The sequence below is a fragment of the Arthrobacter sp. Y3221087 genome, from assembly GCF_059089905.1.
Genome location: NZ_JBNHFE010000001.1, coordinates 1,136,808 through 1,152,456, shown reverse-complemented (window position 1 = coordinate 1,152,456; position 15,649 = coordinate 1,136,808). Strand labels below are relative to the sequence as shown.

Genomic DNA, 15,649 nt, shown 5'->3' with positions numbered 1-15,649 from the left:
CCGTACTGGACTGCTTGGAAAGCTACTCCGGCCGCTGCTCGCCGTTCAGGGACGGCGTAATGCCCGCCTGCAGGACGCGGTTCACGGCTTCGGCGGGATCGTCCACGAGCTGGATCAGGTCCAGGTCCTTTTCGGAAACCATTCCTTCGGCCACCAGGGTTCCGCGGATCCAGTCGATCATGGGGCCCCAGAATTCGACGCCGAGCAGCACGATGGGGAAGGACGTCACCTTCCGGGTCTGCACCAGCACCATGGCCTCGAACAGTTCGTCAAGGGTTCCCAGGCCGCCGGGGAGCACGATGAACCCCTGGGCATACTTGACGAACATGGTCTTGCGGGCAAAGAAGTACCGGAAGTTGATGCCCAGGTCCACCCACTGGTTCAGGCCCTGCTCGAAGGGAAGCTCAATCCCCAGCCCCACGGAAACGCCGTTGCCTTCAACCGTGCCCCGGTTGGCGGCCTCCATGGACCCGGGTCCCCCGCCCGTGATGACGGCGACGCCGGCCTCCGCCAGCTTCCGGCCGACCTCGACGCCCATCTCGTAGTAGGCGCTGCCCGGTTTGGTGCGGGCGGACCCGAAAACGCTGACCGCCTTGCCGATGTCCGCCAGCGCACCGAACCCCTCGACGAACTCGCTTTGGATTCTCAGGACCCGCCACGGATCCGTGTGGACGAACTGCCCGGGCCCCTTGGTATCAAGCAGATGCTGGTCCGACATTTCCACCGCTGCCTGCTTGCGGCGCAGTTCGAGGGGCCCCTTACGGCGCGGCTGGGAATTCTTGGCCGGATCTGCATTGATACTCATTCCCCTAGGCTAACCTCCCGTGGCAGGTATCTCTTGAATCACGATCCGCACGAACCTGGGGTGATTCCCGTCATAACCACCCGCAGTTCGCTAGATTCTTCCTATGACTACTCTTGTGCCCGGCGATACCCTCGTTTCCCTGCAGGCCGTCAATAAGCATTACGGCCAGCTGCACGTTTTGAAGGACATTAATCTCCAGGTCCGCAAGGGCGAGGTTGTTGTGGTCATCGGGCCGTCCGGCTCCGGTAAATCCACCCTGTGCCGCGCCATCAACCGCCTCGAAACCATCGAAAGCGGAACCATCAGCATCGATGGGAAGGTGCTTCCGGAGGAGGGCAAGGAACTCGCCCAGCTCCGGGCGGACGTCGGAATGGTTTTCCAGTCGTTCAACCTTTTCGCACACAAGACCATCCTGGAGAACGTCACCCTCGGCCCCATCAAGGTCAAGGGCGTTCCCAAGGGCACCGCGGACAAGGACGCCATGGCGCTGCTTGAACGCGTGGGAGTCGGGCACCAGGCGCCCAAGCTGCCGGCCCAGCTCTCCGGCGGCCAGCAGCAGCGCGTCGCCATCGCCCGTGCCCTGGCCATGAAGCCCAAGGTGATGCTCTTCGACGAGCCCACCTCGGCACTGGACCCCGAGATGATCAACGAAGTCCTGGATGTCATGATCCAGCTCGCCAAGGAAGGCATGACCATGATCGTGGTCACCCACGAGATGGGCTTCGCCCGCAAGGCCGCGGACCGCGTTGTCTTCATGGCGGACGGCCAGATCGTCGAGGACGCCACCCCGGAGGAGTTCTTCACGAACCCGAAGAGCGACCGGGCCAAGGACTTCCTGTCCAAGCTCCTAACGCACTGAAACACGTTCGCCACTCAACAACCCGAACAACCACACTCAAGTTCGCACCCAGGCCGTGACCCACGGCCACCAATGAAAGGAATGTCATGAAGGCATTTATGACCCGGCGGAAGTCATTCTTCGTGGCGGCTACCGCTGCCGTCGCCCTGTCCCTGAGCGCCTGTGGCGGCGGCGACGCCGGAACCACCAGCGATCCGACCGTGGCCGAAACGCCCACCTTCGCCCCCGGCACCACCATGGAGAAGCTTTCTTCCGCCGGAACCATCAAGATCGGCACCAAGTTCGACCAGCCGCTCTTCGGCCAGGTGGGCCTTGACGGCAAACCGGTGGGCTTCGACGTCGAAATTGGAAAGCTAATTGCAGCAGAGCTGGGCATTGCCGCGGACAAGATTGAATGGTCCGAGACCGTCTCCGCCAACCGCGAACCCTTCATCGAGCAAGGCAGGGTCGATCTGGTCATCGCCACCTACACCATCAACGACAAGCGCAAGCAGGTTGTTGACTTCGCCGGCCCCTACTACGAAGCCGGCCAGGCCCTGATGGTCAACAAGGACAACGACACCATCAAGACCCCCGAGGACGTCAAGGGCAAGAAGGTTTGCTCCGTGACGGGTTCCACCCCCGCTGCCACCATCGTGGATCAGTACGGTGCGGAGCTGGTCCCCGCCGCCACCTACTCCGCGTGCCTGGAGCCGCTGCGCAACAAGCAGGTTGAAGCCGTCACCACCGACAACGTGATCCTCGCCGGCTTCGTGGACAAGGAACCGGACGCCTTCAAGCTCGCCTCGGACGAAACCTTCACCAAGGAGCCCTACGGCATCGGCCTGAAGAAGGGCGACACGGAGTTCCGTAACTGGATCAATGACCAGCTGGAGAAATTCGAAGAGAACGGGTCCTACGAGAAGGCCTGGGAGGCCACTGCAGGTTCAGTCATCAAGACCGCGCCCGATCTGCCCACGCTTGACCGCTACTAAGGCAAACAAGCGTTGCCGGGGCCGGTTCGCCGGCCCCGGCAACTTTCCGCCTTCCCTCCCGTCCACGCCCACAGCCGAAGGATCCTATGGACGTCATTCTTGAAAACCTGCCCCTGTACTGGGAAGGCTTTCTCCGCACCCTCTTCCTTTCAGCAGTATCCGGGATCATCGCTTTGGTACTCGGTACCCTTCTTGCGGCCGCCAGGGTTTCGCCGGTAGCAGCGCTGCGTGGTTTCAGCACCGTTTACGTGGAGGTTCTCCGGAACACGCCGCTCACCATCGCGTTCTTTTTTGCCGCCGTCGTCCTTCCGCGGCTTGGCGTGACCTTCGAACAGTTCGAAGTCGCGGCCATCATTGCCCTCAGCACCTACACCGCTGCGTTCATCGCCGAAGCTGTCCGCTCAGGTGTCAACAGCGTCCCGGTCGGCCAGGCCGAAGCCGCCCGCAGTATCGGCATGAAGTTTGGGCAGGTCCTGAACCTCATCATCCTCCCCCAGGCACTGAGGACAGTGATCCCGCCGCTCATCAATATCCTGATTGCCCTGGTGAAGAACTCCTCCGTAGCGGGTGCGTTCTTTGTCCTTGAACTGTTCGGCTACGGCCGCCAGCTGGCCAACGCCAACGGCGACGCCGTGATCGCCGTGCTGCTGGGCACCGCATTCTTCTATCTGCTCCTCACCGTTCCGCTGGGCATCCTGGCCAGCACGGTGGAACGAAAGGTGGCGATTGCCCGATGAGTTCAGTCCTTTACGACGTCCCCGGACCGAAAGCCCGGCGGATCTCCCTGATCGGCTCCATAGCCGGTTCCCTCCTGATCCTGGGCCTGCTGGCGTGGATCATCATGACCCTTGCCGAGCAGGGCATTTTTGAAGGCCGCCGCTGGCAGATTTTCACCCGGGCGGACGTCTGGACGCTCCTGGCCAATGGCCTCGGCGCGACCCTCAGCGCTGCCGCCCTCGCAGCGGTTATCGCCTTCCCCCTGGGACTGGTGCTCTGCCTGCTGCGCATATCAGACTCGGCCTTTATCCGGGTCCCGGTGCGGGTGGTGCTGGAGTTCCTCCGCGGCATGCCCGTGGTCCTGATGATGCTGTTCGTCCTCCTGGGCTTCGGCACCTCCCCGTTCATCGCCGTCGTGACGGGCCTTGTCCTATATAACGCGGCGGTGTTTGCCGAAATTATCCGCGCAGGCATTCAGTCTCTGCCCCGCGGGCAGCGCGAAGCGGGCTTGGCCATCGGCCTGACCAGCTTCAAGTCGCGCATGCTCATCGAGCTTCCGCAGGCCATCCGCCGGATGATGCCATCCCTGGTGGCACAGATGGTGGTGCTCCTGAAGGACACCTCGCTCGGCTACATCGTGGCATACGGCGAGCTGCTGCGCGCCGTGCAGGTGATGGCGGACTTCCTGGGCACGCAGTTCCTGTTCCCCATCTTCTTTGTTGCCGCGGCAATCTATATCGCCATCAACATCCTCGTGTCCAGGCTTGCCGTCTGGATCGAGCGCCGCGGCTCCAAGAAGGCAGCCGGAGGTGTCGCCAAGGCTGAACCTGAAAAGGCCGAAGCCCCAATTCCCTAACGGTTCCAAACGAAATGGCCCGGACCAGCAGGTCCGGGCCATTCCCGTTTAACCCGGAAGGCTTCTATCGCGCGCTTGGCCCCGCCAGCCAATCCTGCAAGGCCGCGAGGCACTTGCGGATGGCGTCGGCATGGACGTGCTCATTGTCCTTGTGCGCCAGCAGCGCATCCCCCGGGCCGAAGTTCACTGCCGGAATGCCCAGCTCACTGAAGCGTGCGACGTCGGTCCAGCCGTATTTGGGTTTGGGTTCGCCTCCCACGGCGGCAATGAAGGAGGCCGCGGCCGGATGCTGGAGTCCCGGCCGGGCGCCTGCCGCGGCGTCGGTACGGACGACGTTGAAGCCCTCCAGCAGGCCGCGCACCACCGCTTCCGCCTGGTCGGGCGTCTTGTCCGGGGCAAACCGGTAGTTGATCTCCACCACGCAGCGGTCCGGGATGACGTTGCCGGCGGTTCCCCCGTTGATCCTCACGGCGTTGAGGCTTTCGCGGTAATCAAGGCCGTCAACCGTAATGGTCTGCGGCTCGTAGGCTGCCAGCCGGGCGAGGATGGGCGCCGCGGCATGGATGGCGTTGCTGCCCATCCACGCCCGGGCCGAGTGTGCCGCCTCCCCCACGGTTGTTGCTTCGAAGCGGCTGGTACCGTTGCAGCCGCCTTCCACGGTGCCGTCCGTGGGTTCCAGCAGGATGGCAAAGTCGCCGTGCAACAACAGTCCGTGATTGCGGACCAGGCGGCCCAGGCCGCTCTTCACCGCTTCCACTTCCTCGTTGTCGTAGAAGACGAAGGTGACGTCCCGCCCAGGCTGAGCGCCGCCGTCGAACATGGTTGCTGCCAGTGCAAGCTGCACCGCAACGCCGCCCTTCATGTCGGTGGCACCGCGGCCGTACAGGACCCCCACCCCCGCGATGCCGGACTCCCAGGTGGAAGGCACCGTGCCTTTCGCGCCCTCGGCAAGCGGCAGCGGGACGGTGTCCAGGTGCCCGGCCAGGATGACCCGCTCGGAATGCCCCAGCTCGGTGCGGGCGATGATGGCATCACCGTCACGGACAACGGTGAGCTGGGGGATCTGCAGGAGGGCCGCTTCGACAGCGTCCGCGAGTTCTTTCTCGTTCCCGGAGACGCTGTCTATGTCCATGATGGCCGCGGTCAGCAGCGCGACGTCCTGCCGCAGATCCAGCCGGGGTGGCACAACTTGCCGGCTCGATTCCTTGGCGGAGAGGGTGGAAGCGGGGTCCGGAGCGGTTTCGGCAGTCACGAAGCAAGTCTAGTTCGAACCCGGAGCCCGGCCCTCGATAGACTGGAGCACATGACTGAGACCGCTTCTTCCGCCGTGCCCGAAACCCTGAACTCCCCCACCGACGAACGCTCCGCCTATGGCTTCGGCGTGGCCACCATCGCCACCGCCAACGGCGAGGCAACGGTGCTGGACGTCTGGTTCCCCGCACCGGCCCTCGGCGTTGCCGCCGAAAACCTGCGTTCAGTGGAGAACGCCGACGAGGCCCTGACGCAGATCGCGGAAAACGGCACCGACGAGGACCGCGGCACAGAGCAGAAAGTGGTCTTCGTCCAGGTCAACCTCGACGAGGCTCCTGCCGACACAGCCGACGCCTACCTCCGGCTCCACCTGCTCTCGCACCGCCTCGTCCGGCCCAACACCATCAACCTGGACGGCATCTTCGGCAAGCTGCCCAACGTCGTCTGGACCAACTTTGGCCCCGCCGCAGTGGAAGGCTTCGAACTGACCCGCGCCCGGCTCCGCCGCCGCGGCCCCGTCACGGTCTACGGCATCGACAAATTCCCGCGCATGGTGGACTACGTGGTCCCCGCCGGTGTCCGCATCGCCGACGCCGACCGGGTCCGCCTCGGCGCCCACCTCGCCGCCGGCACCACGGTCATGCACGAGGGCTTCGTGAACTTCAACGCCGGAACACTGGGCACCTCCATGGTGGAGGGCCGCATTTCCGCAGGCGTTGTCACCGGTGACGGCAGCGACGTGGGCGGCGGCGCCTCCATCATGGGCACGCTCTCAGGCGGCGGCAAGGAAAAGATCACCATTGGCGAGCGGGTGCTGCTGGGCGCCAACTCCGGCGTCGGAATCAGCATTGGTGACGACTCCGTGGTGGAGGCCGGACTGTACGTGACGGCAGGAACCCGCGTCCGGGTACCGGGTCCCAAGGACGAGGTGGGTGAGGACACCACCAAGATCGTGAAGGCCGCGGAACTCTCCGGGGTCCCAAACCTGCTGTTCCGCCGCAACTCCACCACCGGAGCCGTGGAGGTCCTTCCCCGCAAGGGCCAGACGGTGGAACTGAACGACGCACTCCACGCCAACTGACTTCCCGGTGGCACGCAGACGCGGCCTGCACCGCCTTGCGGTACTCCTGCTGGTCCTCGCCCTGGTGGCCGGCGGCATCTACTCGGCTGTGTTCTTCGTGCAGCGCTCCGAGACCCTCGTCTCGGAGCGCTGCACTGCCGTGGTCGGCGAGCGGAGGGCTGAGCTGGCTCCCGACCAGGCTGTCTATGCCTCGCTGATCACCGCCGTCGCGGTCCAGCGCGGGCTGCCGCCGCGGGCGGCAAGCATTGCCCTGGCCACGGCCATGCAGGAGTCCAAGCTGCGGAACATCGGCCACGGCGACCAGGCCGGTCCGGATTCACGGGGGCTGTTCCAGCAGCGGCCGTCGCAGGGCTGGGGCACTGAGGAACAGGTCATGGACCCCTACTACGCCGTCAACGCCTTCTATGACGCGCTGGTCCGGATTCCGGGCTACGAAACCATGGAAATCACCGACGCCGCGCAGCAGGTCCAGCGTTCCGCGTACCCCACCGCCTACGCCCAGCACGAGGACATGGGCAGGTTTTTCGCCTCGGGCCTGTCCGGCCAGACACCGCAGGCTGTGCACTGCACGCTGCGTTCCACCGAATCAGCCGGTGACGCCACAGCTGTCTCCGCCGAACTGGACCGTGCCTATGGTTTCCTGGGCAGCACGGTTGAGGGGCAAACCGTGGTGGTGGAAGCCACCGGCAGCCAGGCCTGGTCCGTGGCGCACTGGGCGGTGGCAAACGCCAAGGGCCTGGAGGTAACCCAGGTGGAAGTGGCAGGACGCAGCTGGGACCGCGCGGAACGCAACGGCTGGCAGGAATCTGCGGCCCCCGAGGGCGAGGTTCGGATCACCGTGGCGGCGCAGGACGCGTGAAGCTCCAGCCGCTCCGGCTGAAGTTCAGCCACCCCGGCTAAACGAGAATTTCGACCACGGGCTGCACGTAACTCCGGAAGAGCTCCGGCTGGCTCATGAGCTTGCGGCTCATGATGATCTTGTCCGGTTCCAGGTACCACGCGCGGTCCTCGTTGAGCGGCAGCTCAATGATGCTCAGCGTGAAGTCTCGTGAATCCCGGCCCACCTCCAGGAGCCGGTCGTCCACCATGTCCTCCAGCAGCTGGTTGGTTCCGCTGGCAACCCGTTCCGCCTCCAGCTCCGCGTATTCGCTCCGCCGTTCACGGGCCCAGGTGAGGGCTGCGCCAAAATGTGCCTGCAGGACGCGCTGGAGTGCCGGTGAGTTGCCAAACGCGGCGAAGTCGGGCGGCGTGAGTTCGGGCGAAGTCTGGGGGTAGGCCTTGAGGAGCTGCTCCCACCACGCCTCCCACTCCGTCTTGAGGGCACTGATGCCGCCCACGTCAGCCGTCAGGTGTGTATGGTCGGCGGGACGGATCTTGGGCGAGGCATGCGACAGTGCCGGGTGGCCGGCGCCGTTCAGTCCAGCGGTATCGCGGACGTACAGTGCGATCATCATGGGCCCGGACGTGTCCGTGGTGATCCGCCAGCCTGTACCCGTTGCCTGATGCATCCCAAATCCCTTCCCTGACGCGCCTCTGCCGGGTCTGGTGATCCGGTTCTGCGCCCTCTCCCGGCTATCAGTCTATTCCCGCTCCCTGCCCACGTTAACGCCCCTGGGCTTCCAACCCGTCAAGGTGCCGCTCCAAAACGCCGCCGACTATCTGCGCGGTCATCCACCCGGGGTGGAGCAGGGCGTGCAGGCACAGCCCGTCAAGGGTGGCCAGCAGGCGCTCGGCTTCCAGCACCAGGCTGTCCTCCGCTTCCCCCTCCGGCACCAGAGTGGCCACCACTTGGCCAATGATTGCGGCCACTTCCCGGTGGCTCCGGTCCGCAACCGGGGCGAGGAAAGGCCTGATCCTGGCGGCGTTGCGGAAGGCCAGCCAGGCACAGGCGTCGAGTGCCCGCGCCTCGTCCAGGGGCAGGGCGCCGCCCAGCAGGGCCAGTACCGCCGCACGCTGCCCGGTGCTGCCATGGGCCGCAGCCGCGAGGTGCGCCACGCCGTTTCGCAGCCGCCCCACGATGCGGTCCACCACTGTGCCGAAGGAGTAGGCGAGCAGTTCGTCACTGTTGGCGAAGTAGTGCCGCACCGAGCCGACGGCCAGGCCGGCCTCGTCCGCAACTTCTCGAAGCGATGCCCGTTCCAGCCCGTCCACTGCGATGATCCGGAGGACCGCTTCCACAACATCCTGGCGGCGGGCATGGGCGTCCACGAGTTTAGGCATCCCTCTTATATAGCTCAGTTGTGCTTCCAAGATGGGCCGGCGTGACCTCGCCTGCCCGGCATCCGGAACGCGACGGCGGCAGCATGTCCCGTGGGATAGCGTGGAGGCATGAAGATTCTGGTTACCGGGGGCACCGGTTACATCGGTTCCCACACTGTTCTTTCCCTGCAGGAAGCCGGCCATGACGTGGTGGTCATCGACAACCTGGTCAACTCCAGCGAAGAGTCCCTGCGCCGGGTGGCCGAACTCAGCGGCAAGGCCGCCGAATTCCACCACGTTGACCTGGTGGACGAAGCCGCCGTGGAACGTGTCTTCGCCGGCAGCGGCATCGACGCCGTCATCCACTTCGCCGGCCTCAAAGCCGTGGGGGAATCAGTCCAGGAACCGCTGAAGTACTACTACAACAACCTGGTGGGCACCCTGAACCTGATCCGGGTCATGGACCGGCACGACGTCCGCTCCTTCGTGTTCAGCTCCTCCGCGACCGTCTACGGCGAACACAACCCCATCCCCTACGTCGAGAAAATGGAAATCGGCGCCAACAACCCCTACGGCCGCACCAAAGAACAGGTCGAAGACATCCTCTCCGACCTCGGCGCCGCGGACCCGCGCTGGCACATAGCACTGCTGCGCTACTTCAACCCCGTCGGCGCCCATCCCTCCGGCCGGATCGGCGAAGACCCGCAGGGCATCCCCAACAACCTCGTCCCGTTCATCGCCCAGGTCGCCGTCGGCCGGCGCGAGAAGCTGATGGTCTTCGGCGGCGACTACGACACCCCGGACGGCACCTGCCTGCGCGACTACATCCACGTGGTGGACCTCGCCCAAGGCCACGTCGCAGCCCTGAACCACGTCGCAGACCGCACCGGCGTCTTCCGCTGGAACCTGGGCTCCGGCAAGGGCTCCTCCGTCCTGGAAGTCCTGCGCTCCTTCGAGAAGGCAGTCGGCAAGCCCATCCCCTACGAAATCACCGCCCGCCGCGCCGGGGACCTGCCCGCCTTCTGGGCAGACGCCACCTCGGCACTGGCCGACCTCAGCTGGTCCACCACCAAAACGGTCGACGAAATGTGCGAAGACCACTGGCGCTGGCAAAAGAACAACCCCAACGGCTACATGTCCTGATTTCGCAGCCCCACTTACCGCAGCACAACGAAACGGCCGCCCACCTGGAGAGGTGGGCGGCCGCCGTCTTAATGGGCCCACACCGGCGAGGGACCCGAACCGAGCTTGCGAGGTTTGGGAGCCGGTGGGGACTAGCGTGCCGGGTAGTCCCGGGCCGGTTCGCCGATGTAGAGCTGGCGCGGACGGCCGATCTTGGTGTTGGGATCGCTGATCATTTCCCGCCACTGGGCGATCCAGCCGGGCAGGCGTCCGATGGCGAACAGAACGGTGAACATCTTCTCCGGGAAGCCCATGGCCTTGTAGATCAGGCCGGTGTAGAAGTCCACGTTCGGGTAGAGCTTGCGCTGGATGAAGTAATCATCGTTGAGCGCCTTCTCTTCCAGGCGAAGGGCGATGTCGAGCAGTTCGTCGTTGCCGCCGAGCTTGCTGAGGATCTCGTGCGCGGTGGCCTTGACGATCTTGGCGCGCGGATCGTAGTTCTTGTAGACGCGGTGCCCGAAGCCCATGAGGCGGACGCCGTCTTCCTTGTTCTTGACCTTCTCCATGTAGTCCTCGGGCTTGAGGCCCTCGGCCTGGATCTGGCGGAGCATCTTCAGCACGGCTTCGTTGGCACCGCCGTGGGCCGGACCGAAGAGGGCGTTGATGCCTGCGGAGACGGAGGCGAAAAGGTTGGCGTTGGACGAGCCCACCAGGCGAACGGTGGAGGTGGAGCAGTTCTGCTCGTGGTCCGCATGCAGGATCAGGAGCAGGTCCAGGGCCTTGGCCACAATTGGATCAACTTCGTACTGCTCGGCCGGCAGGCCAAAGCTCAGGCGCAGGAAGTTCTCCACCAGGTTGTGGGAGTTGTCCGGGTACAGCATGGGCTGGCCGATGGACTTCTTGTGCGCGTAGGCGGCGATGACCGGCAGCTTGGCCATGAGCCGGATGGTGGATACTTCCACCTGCTCGGCGTTGAACGGGTCCAGCGAGTCCTGATAGAACGTGGACAGCGCGGACACGGCGGAGGACAGGACGGGCATCGGGTGGGCGTCGCGCGGGAATCCGCCGAAGAAGCCCTTCAATTCCTCGTGCAGCAGGGTGTGGCGGCGGATCTTCTGGTCGAACTCTTCCAGCTCCGTGGGGGTGGGCAGGTTGCCGTAGATCAGAAGGTAGGACACCTCGAGGAAGCTGGAGTGCTCCGCCAACTGCTCGATGGGGTATCCGCGGTAGCGCAGGATGCCCGCATCGCCATCGATGTAGGTGATGGCCGAGGTGGTTGCCGCGGTGTTCATGAAGCCGGGGTCAAAGGTGACTGCACCCGTCTGCTTCAGCAGCTTGGAAACGTCGTATCCTTCGTTTCCTTCAATAACCGGGATGCGCGGGAGCTTGAGCTCGCCACCTGCGTGCAGCAGGGTCGCAGCGTTGTTGGTCTCAGTCATGGAGTCCCCTTCATGAGGCTTCTGGGCCTCTGTCGAAAGCTTGATCCAATATCAGGTGAGCCGCGCACTGACCCTGAGGACACAGGTTCCAACACCCGGGCTGCCTTCTTGTAGAAAGCCACCATTGATCAGTTAAAAAGTACCGCCCCTTGGCGGGTGTCACTAATCCGAGACAGCCCGATTTCCCCTAAAATGCCCGCGATGTGGCGCGAGTCACATGATTGTTACGGGGATTGGATGCGCTCCCGCCTAGCGGAGGCGGTCCACCGCAGCGTCGATCCGTGCATCGGTTCCGGTTAGTGCAACCCGGACATAGCCGTTACCGGCATCGCCGTAGAAGACCCCGGGCCCCACCACAATGCCGCGCTCAGCCAGCCTTGCCACGGTGTCCCACGTGTTTTCCCCCGCCGTGGACCAGAGGTACAGCCCGGCGTCGGAATCCTTGATCTCCAGGCCGAAGTCCAGGAGTGCGGGCACCAGCCGTTCGCGGCGCCCGCGGTAAAGGTCTTTCTGGGCCTCGACGTGGGCGTCGTCGCCAAGCGCCACCCGCATGGCTTCCTGCACGGGATAGGGAACGATCATGCCAGCGTGCTTTCGGCTGTTGACGAGGTTGGGCATCAGGTCTGGATCGCCGGCCACAAAGGCGGCGCGGTAGCCTGCGAGGTTGGACTGTTTGCTGAGCGAGTAGACGGCGAGGAGGCCCTGGTGCGAGCCTCCTGCCACGCGCGGGTCCAGGATGCTGGGCACCGGCTGGCCGCCGTGCTGGACGTCCCAGGTTCCCCAGCCGAGTTCGGCGTAGCATTCGTCCGACGCCACCACGGCGCCCAGTTCGCGCGCCTGCGCCACGAGCGCCTTCAGCGAGTCGGCGTCGCGAACACTGCCGGTGGGGTTACCGGGGGAATTGACCCAGATCAGGCGTACCCGCGAGCGGGTTGCGTCGTCGAGCTCGTCCAGGTTGTCCGATGCCACAGAGGACGCCCCTGCCAGCGTTGCACCGATATCGTACGTCGGGTAGGCCACCTTGGGGCGCACGACGACGTCCCCCGGCTTCAGGCCAAGCAGCAGCGGCAGCCACGCGACGAGTTCCTTGGAACCGACCGTCGGCATGATGTTGCGGGGGTCCAACCCGGCCACGCCGCGGCGGCGCTCGAACCAGTCCGCGATGGCTTCCCGCAGCGCGGGCGTGCCGTGGACGGTGGGGTATCCCGGTGCGTCAGCAGCAGCCTTCAACGCATCCTGGATAAGTGCCGGAGTGGGGTCCACCGGCGTCCCGATGGACAGGTTCACCACTCCGCCAGGGTGCTCCGAGGCCTTCGCGAGGTACGGCGCCATGGCCTCCCACGGGTAATCGGGCAGGTCGAGGCCGAACGAATTCACTGCTGCAGTCACCTTCCCGCGGGCGTCAGTGGTCTTGGTTCTGCGGTGGCAGGGCGGCGATCATCGGGTGGTCCTTGCCGGTGTTGCCGATCTTGGCGGCACCGCCCGGGGAACCGAGGTCGTCGAAAAACTCCACGTTGGCCTTGTAGTAGTCGGCCCACTCGTCCGGAGTGTCGTCCTCGTAGTAAATCGCCTCAACCGGGCATACGGGTTCGCAGGCGCCGCAGTCCACGCATTCGTCCGGATGGATGTACAGCGAACGCTCACCCTCATAGATGCAGTCGACGGGGCATTCTTCAATACATGCCTTGTCTTTGACATCTACACACGGCTGCGCGATTACGTACGTCACGTCCCTGGCCTCTCCACGTTGGTTCCGGCAACCCGCCGGTTCTTGCATCCGGCAGCTGCGGCCGGACTCTTGACATCTGAGCCTATTATCCCTCAGCCCGTTCCCGCGAACCTAGCCGGGACCCCTAGTATGAACTGGTGAGTCAGCCGCCTACCCCTGCAGGGTTCCTTGCCGCAACCGAACCGGGAACACGGGTGGTGGTCCGCTACCGGGTCGAGGACGGCCTGACGGACGCCCTGGGCCATCTGGTCTCCTGCGACGCCGCCGCCTGCACCGTCCGTACCCGGCAGGCCGACGTCGTGATTCCCCTTGACCTTGTGGTGGCTGCCAAGCAGGTGCCACCGGCGCCCGAACGCCGCAGGCCACGCGCCTAAGGCATCCCTCACCCCGCCGTCGTACTGGGATGGCGGGGTGACCCGATTAAACGGAAAAGCCGGGACGTGCGGCGGTAATACCGTAGTACCGCCTGCCGTCCCGGCAGTCCCAACAGAGTTTTTGTCCAGATATGGCGGACTAAACCGCCTGGAAGTCGCCGTATCTGGACAAAAACTCCTTAGGCCTTGGCGCGGGCGCGGTTGGCCTTGGCGCGCTCGTTGGTGTCCAGGATGACCTTGCGGATGCGGATGGCCTCCGGGGTTACCTCAACGCACTCGTCCTCGCGGGCGAATTCCAGCGACTCTTCGAGGGTCAGGTCACGCGGCGGCGTCAGGTTCTCGAAGGTGTCGGAGGAAGCGGCACGCATGTTGGTGAGCTTCTTTTCCTTGGTGATGTTGACGTCCATGTCGTCGGCGCGGGAGTTCTCGCCCACGATCATGCCCTCGTACACCTCGGAGGTGGGCTTGACGAAGAACGAGCCGCGCTCCTGCAGGTTGATCATGGCGAACGGGGTGACCACACCGGCGCGGTCAGCAACCATGGAGCCGTTGGTACGGTACTCGATGGGGCCGGCCCACGGCTCGTAGCCCTCGGAGATGGACGCCGCGATGCCGGCACCGCGGGTGTCCGTGAGGAACTTGGTGCGGAAGCCGATAAGGCCACGGGCCGGAACAATGAACTCCATGCGGCACCAGCCGGTGCCGTGGTTGGCCATGTTGGTCATGCGGCCCTTGCGTGCTGCCATGAGCTGGGTGACTGCGCCGAGGTACTCTTCGGGCACGTCGATGGTCATGTGCTCCATCGGCTCGTGGATCTTGCCGTCGATGGTCTTGGTGACAACCTGCGGCTTGCCGACGGTCAGCTCAAAGCCTTCGCGGCGCATCTGCTCAACCAGGATGGCGAGGGCGAGCTCGCCACGGCCCTGGACTTCCCACGCGTCGGGGCGCTCGGTGGGGAGCACCTTGATGGAGACGTTACCGATCAGTTCCTTGTCCAGGCGGTCCTTCACCTGGCGGGCGGTGACCTTGGCACCCTTGACCTTGCCGGCCAGCGGGGAGGTGTTGATACCGATGGTCATGGAGATCGCGGGATCATCCACGGTGATCAGCGGCAGCGGCTGAGGGTTCTCGACGTCGGTGAGGGTTTCACCGATGGTGATGTCCTCGATGCCTGCGACGGCGACGATCTCACCGGGACCTGCGGATTCAGCCGGGACGCGCTCAAGCGCCTTGGTGGCCAGGAGCTCGGTGATCTTAACGGTCTTCAGCTCGCCGTTCTGGCGGGCCCAGGCAACCTGCTGGCCCTTGCGGAGGGTGCCGTTGTAGATGCGAAGCAGGGCGAGGCGGCCCAGGAACGGGGAGGCGTCCAGGTTGGTGACGTGCGCCTGCAGGACGCCTTCGGGGTTGTACGTCGGCGCGGGGATGTGGTCGATGATCGCCTTGAACAGCGGCTCGAGGTTTTCGTTGTCCGGGGCGGAGCCGTTGGCCGGCTGTTCCAGGGAGGCGCGTCCCACCTTGGCTGCGGCATAGACCACGGGAACTTCAAGGACCTTGTCCAGGTCCAGGTCAGGAACTTCATCGGCGAGATCCGATGCCAGGCCCAGGAGCAGGTCCATGGATTCGTGGACCACTTCGTCGATGCGGGCGTCGGGGCGGTCGGTCTTGTTGACCAGGAGGATGACCGGCAGGTGCGCGGCAAGGGCCTTGCGGAGCACGAAGCGGGTCTGCGGCAGCGGGCCCTCGGAGGAGTCCACGAGCAGCACAACGCCGTCGACCATGGACAGCCCACGCTCTACTTCGCCGCCGAAGTCGGCGTGGCCCGGGGTGTCGATGACGTTGATGGTGATGGTCTCGCCGTTGGAGGACGGACCGTTGTAGGCCACGGTGGTGTTCTTGGCCAGGATGGTGATGCCCTTTTCGCGCTCCAGGTCACCGGAGTCCATCACGCGGTCTTCAAGGTGGTTGTGCTCGGCAAAGGAGTTGGTCTGCTTGAGCATGGCGTCGACCAAGGTGGTCTTGCCGTGGTCAACGTGGGCCACAATCGCGACGTTGCGCAGGTCACTGCGCGATGCAGTGGCTACCGCGGTGTTGGTGGTGGTTTCAGACATGCGTAATGGCTCGATTCAGTGGAGTCAGCTGTTGTATCGCGCCAATTCCTAACCGGAACGCACGACGGATCAGGCCCTTTGCACAGGGCGCCTTCCCCTATCTTACCGGCACCAGCATTTATTGGCCTAAAAGGG

16 protein-coding genes are annotated in these 15,649 nt (G+C 64.7%); 8 read left to right on the top strand and 8 right to left on the bottom strand.

The window, feature by feature from the left end; all coding sequences use genetic code 11:
* Positions 1–22: 22 nt before the first annotated feature.
* Positions 23–805 carry an LOG family protein gene (locus AC5RUO_RS05505; protein ID WP_494008811.1) on the bottom strand — a complete coding sequence of 261 codons (783 nt, stop codon included), beginning with the start codon at positions 803–805 and terminating at the stop codon, positions 23–25.
* 103 nt (positions 806–908) lie between these two features.
* Between AC5RUO_RS05505 and AC5RUO_RS05500 the strand changes: the two genes are divergently transcribed.
* From AC5RUO_RS05500 to AC5RUO_RS05485, 4 genes are all read left to right on the top strand, one after another.
* The gene (locus tag AC5RUO_RS05500; protein ID WP_494008812.1) at positions 909–1,664 is read left to right on the top strand and encodes an amino acid ABC transporter ATP-binding protein; all 756 of its coding nucleotides are present in this window, start codon (positions 909–911) and stop codon (positions 1,662–1,664) included.
* Positions 1,665–1,750: 86 nt separating this feature from the next.
* Positions 1,751–2,638 (top strand): glutamate ABC transporter substrate-binding protein, encoded by an 888-nt coding sequence (locus AC5RUO_RS05495; protein WP_494008813.1) that lies wholly within the window; start codon positions 1,751–1,753, stop codon positions 2,636–2,638.
* Positions 2,639–2,724: 86 nt separating this feature from the next.
* Positions 2,725–3,375: an amino acid ABC transporter permease gene (locus AC5RUO_RS05490; protein WP_494008814.1), complete on the top strand. Its 651-nt coding sequence runs from the start codon at positions 2,725–2,727 to the stop codon at positions 3,373–3,375.
* Positions 3,372–4,211 (top strand): amino acid ABC transporter permease, encoded by an 840-nt coding sequence (locus tag AC5RUO_RS05485; RefSeq protein ID WP_494008815.1) that lies wholly within the window; start codon positions 3,372–3,374, stop codon positions 4,209–4,211. Before AC5RUO_RS05490 ends, AC5RUO_RS05485 begins: the two co-directional genes overlap by 4 nt.
* A gap of 64 nt (positions 4,212–4,275) precedes the next feature.
* Here the strand turns inward: AC5RUO_RS05485 and dapE are convergent, their stop codons facing one another.
* A complete protein-coding gene (gene dapE, locus AC5RUO_RS05480) occupies positions 4,276–5,463 on the bottom strand; it encodes a succinyl-diaminopimelate desuccinylase (RefSeq protein WP_494103000.1) in 1,188 nt (395 codons plus the stop codon).
* 51 nt (positions 5,464–5,514) lie between these two features.
* Here dapE and dapD point away from each other — a divergent pair, with 51 nt between their 5' ends.
* Together dapD and AC5RUO_RS05470 are read left to right on the top strand one after the other, a co-directional pair.
* Positions 5,515–6,543: a 2,3,4,5-tetrahydropyridine-2,6-dicarboxylate N-succinyltransferase gene (gene dapD, locus AC5RUO_RS05475; RefSeq protein ID WP_494008817.1), complete on the top strand. Its 1,029-nt coding sequence runs from the start codon at positions 5,515–5,517 to the stop codon at positions 6,541–6,543.
* A 7-nt stretch (positions 6,544–6,550) separates the two neighbouring features.
* A complete protein-coding gene (locus tag AC5RUO_RS05470) occupies positions 6,551–7,402 on the top strand; it encodes a transglycosylase SLT domain-containing protein (protein WP_494008818.1) in 852 nt (283 codons plus the stop codon).
* A gap of 37 nt (positions 7,403–7,439) precedes the next feature.
* On the opposite strand, the gene AC5RUO_RS05465 is transcribed toward AC5RUO_RS05470, so the two are convergent.
* Together AC5RUO_RS05465 and AC5RUO_RS05460 are read right to left on the bottom strand one after the other, a co-directional pair.
* Entirely contained in the window at positions 7,440–8,051 is a 612-nt protein-coding gene (locus AC5RUO_RS05465; protein ID WP_494008819.1) for a hypothetical protein, read from the bottom strand.
* Between the two features lie 94 nt (positions 8,052–8,145).
* Entirely contained in the window at positions 8,146–8,763 is a 618-nt protein-coding gene (locus AC5RUO_RS05460; protein WP_494008820.1) for a TetR/AcrR family transcriptional regulator, read from the bottom strand.
* A 108-nt stretch (positions 8,764–8,871) separates the two neighbouring features.
* Here AC5RUO_RS05460 and galE point away from each other — a divergent pair, with 108 nt between their 5' ends.
* Positions 8,872–9,885: a UDP-glucose 4-epimerase GalE gene (gene galE, locus AC5RUO_RS05455; protein WP_494008821.1), complete on the top strand. Its 1,014-nt coding sequence runs from the start codon at positions 8,872–8,874 to the stop codon at positions 9,883–9,885.
* A 131-nt stretch (positions 9,886–10,016) separates the two neighbouring features.
* On the opposite strand, the gene AC5RUO_RS05450 is transcribed toward galE, so the two are convergent.
* The 3 genes from AC5RUO_RS05450 to fdxA form a co-directional block, all read right to left on the bottom strand.
* On the bottom strand, positions 10,017–11,303 hold the full coding sequence (locus AC5RUO_RS05450; RefSeq protein WP_494008822.1) for a citrate synthase: 1,287 nt from the start codon (positions 11,301–11,303) through the stop codon (positions 10,017–10,019).
* Between the two features lie 249 nt (positions 11,304–11,552).
* Positions 11,553–12,692, bottom strand: a complete 1,140-nt coding sequence (dapC, locus tag AC5RUO_RS05445; RefSeq protein WP_494008823.1) for a succinyldiaminopimelate transaminase — start codon at positions 12,690–12,692, stop codon at positions 11,553–11,555.
* A gap of 13 nt (positions 12,693–12,705) precedes the next feature.
* Positions 12,706–13,032 carry a ferredoxin gene (gene fdxA / locus AC5RUO_RS05440; RefSeq protein WP_009356972.1) on the bottom strand — a complete coding sequence of 109 codons (327 nt, stop codon included), beginning with the start codon at positions 13,030–13,032 and terminating at the stop codon, positions 12,706–12,708.
* A gap of 137 nt (positions 13,033–13,169) precedes the next feature.
* On the opposite strand from fdxA, the gene AC5RUO_RS05435 reads away from it, so the two are divergent.
* Positions 13,170–13,406, top strand: coding sequence for a putative acetyltransferase (locus AC5RUO_RS05435; protein WP_494008824.1), 237 nt, complete (start codon positions 13,170–13,172; stop codon positions 13,404–13,406).
* A gap of 179 nt (positions 13,407–13,585) precedes the next feature.
* Here AC5RUO_RS05435 and typA read toward each other — a convergent pair whose 3' ends face one another.
* Entirely contained in the window at positions 13,586–15,514 is a 1,929-nt protein-coding gene (gene typA, locus AC5RUO_RS05430; protein ID WP_494102999.1) for a translational GTPase TypA, read from the bottom strand.
* Between the last annotated feature and the right edge of the window lie 135 nt (positions 15,515–15,649).